This window comes from Bradyrhizobium sp. 142 (genome assembly GCF_023074015.1).
Taxonomy (GTDB): domain Bacteria; phylum Pseudomonadota; class Alphaproteobacteria; order Rhizobiales; family Xanthobacteraceae; genus Bradyrhizobium.
The window spans coordinates 1-839 of record NZ_JADPKQ010000010.1 but is presented as its reverse complement, the minus strand read 5'-3'; the positions used below and the strand labels follow the sequence as shown (position 1 = coordinate 839).

The 839-nt window shown below is 61.9% G+C and carries 2 protein-coding genes; one reads left to right on the top strand and one right to left on the bottom strand.

Annotation, left to right across the window (positions count from 1 at the left end; translation table 11 throughout):
• Positions 1-263, top strand: a 263-nt coding sequence (locus IVA82_RS00960; protein WP_247389205.1) for a transposase domain-containing protein, incomplete at its 5' end; no start/stop codon positions are given.
• Here IVA82_RS00960 and IVA82_RS00955 read toward each other — a convergent pair.
• Positions 264-764, bottom strand: coding sequence for a hypothetical protein (locus tag IVA82_RS00955; protein WP_247389204.1), 501 nt, complete (start codon positions 762-764; stop codon positions 264-266).
• Between the last annotated feature and the right edge of the window lie 75 nt (positions 765-839).

Below are 839 nucleotides of genomic sequence, written 5' to 3'. Positions count from 1 at the left end.
CGGTCGAGCGCAGCATCAAGCCGATAGGGCTTGGAAAGAAGAACTATTTGTTCGCGGGCAGCGAAGGCGGCGCCGAGACATGGGCCATTCTCGCGTCGCTCATCAACTCGGCAAAGCTGCAAGATATCGACCCACGGCACTATCTGACCGACGTCCTCGAGCGCATCGTCTCTGGACGCACAAAGATCAATCAGCTGCACACGCTGCTGCCGTGGAATTGGAAGGTCGAGCGCGACGGTTCGGAGGCAAAGCTCGCCGCCTGATCAGTTCGACGGCAGAGCATCTGGAACTTCCTGCGCGTCGCTGGTGTCGTCATAGATTTCCTCTCGGATCACGCGCAGCGTCACCTCGTGTAGATAGACTTGCAGCGCCCTCTCCAGCTCGGTGAACTCCGGCAACAGGATCTTGTCGACGAAGCCCCGCGACGCGCGGACCATCACCGTGTTGCGTCGCTGGCGGTGGTAACGAAACGGCCGTAGCCCGTACCGGCGGCAAAGCGCCAGAAACAGATGCCGCGACCATTGGTCAGGAAGTGAAAATTGCTGCTCGATCGGGGGGTCGTGACGAGCCAGCTCCTCGACCCGGGCGCGTACCCGCTGCAGCGCAGCTTCCGCCGCAAGGCGCTCACCAGCCGTTCCAGCACCCACGAACAACGCCTCGATCTTCCGAAGCTTCTCGCGTAGCTGAGAATCGCTGGTCATTCTGATGCCCCGTTGCCCGCTCCAACCCGGGATCACCCCATCACCGCTCAACGGCAGCGTCAATCACCCTGACCGCGCAATCCAGAGCATTCCGCGCAAGTCAAGGCCGGGCACGGTGATCCTCCCATGACGCTCACG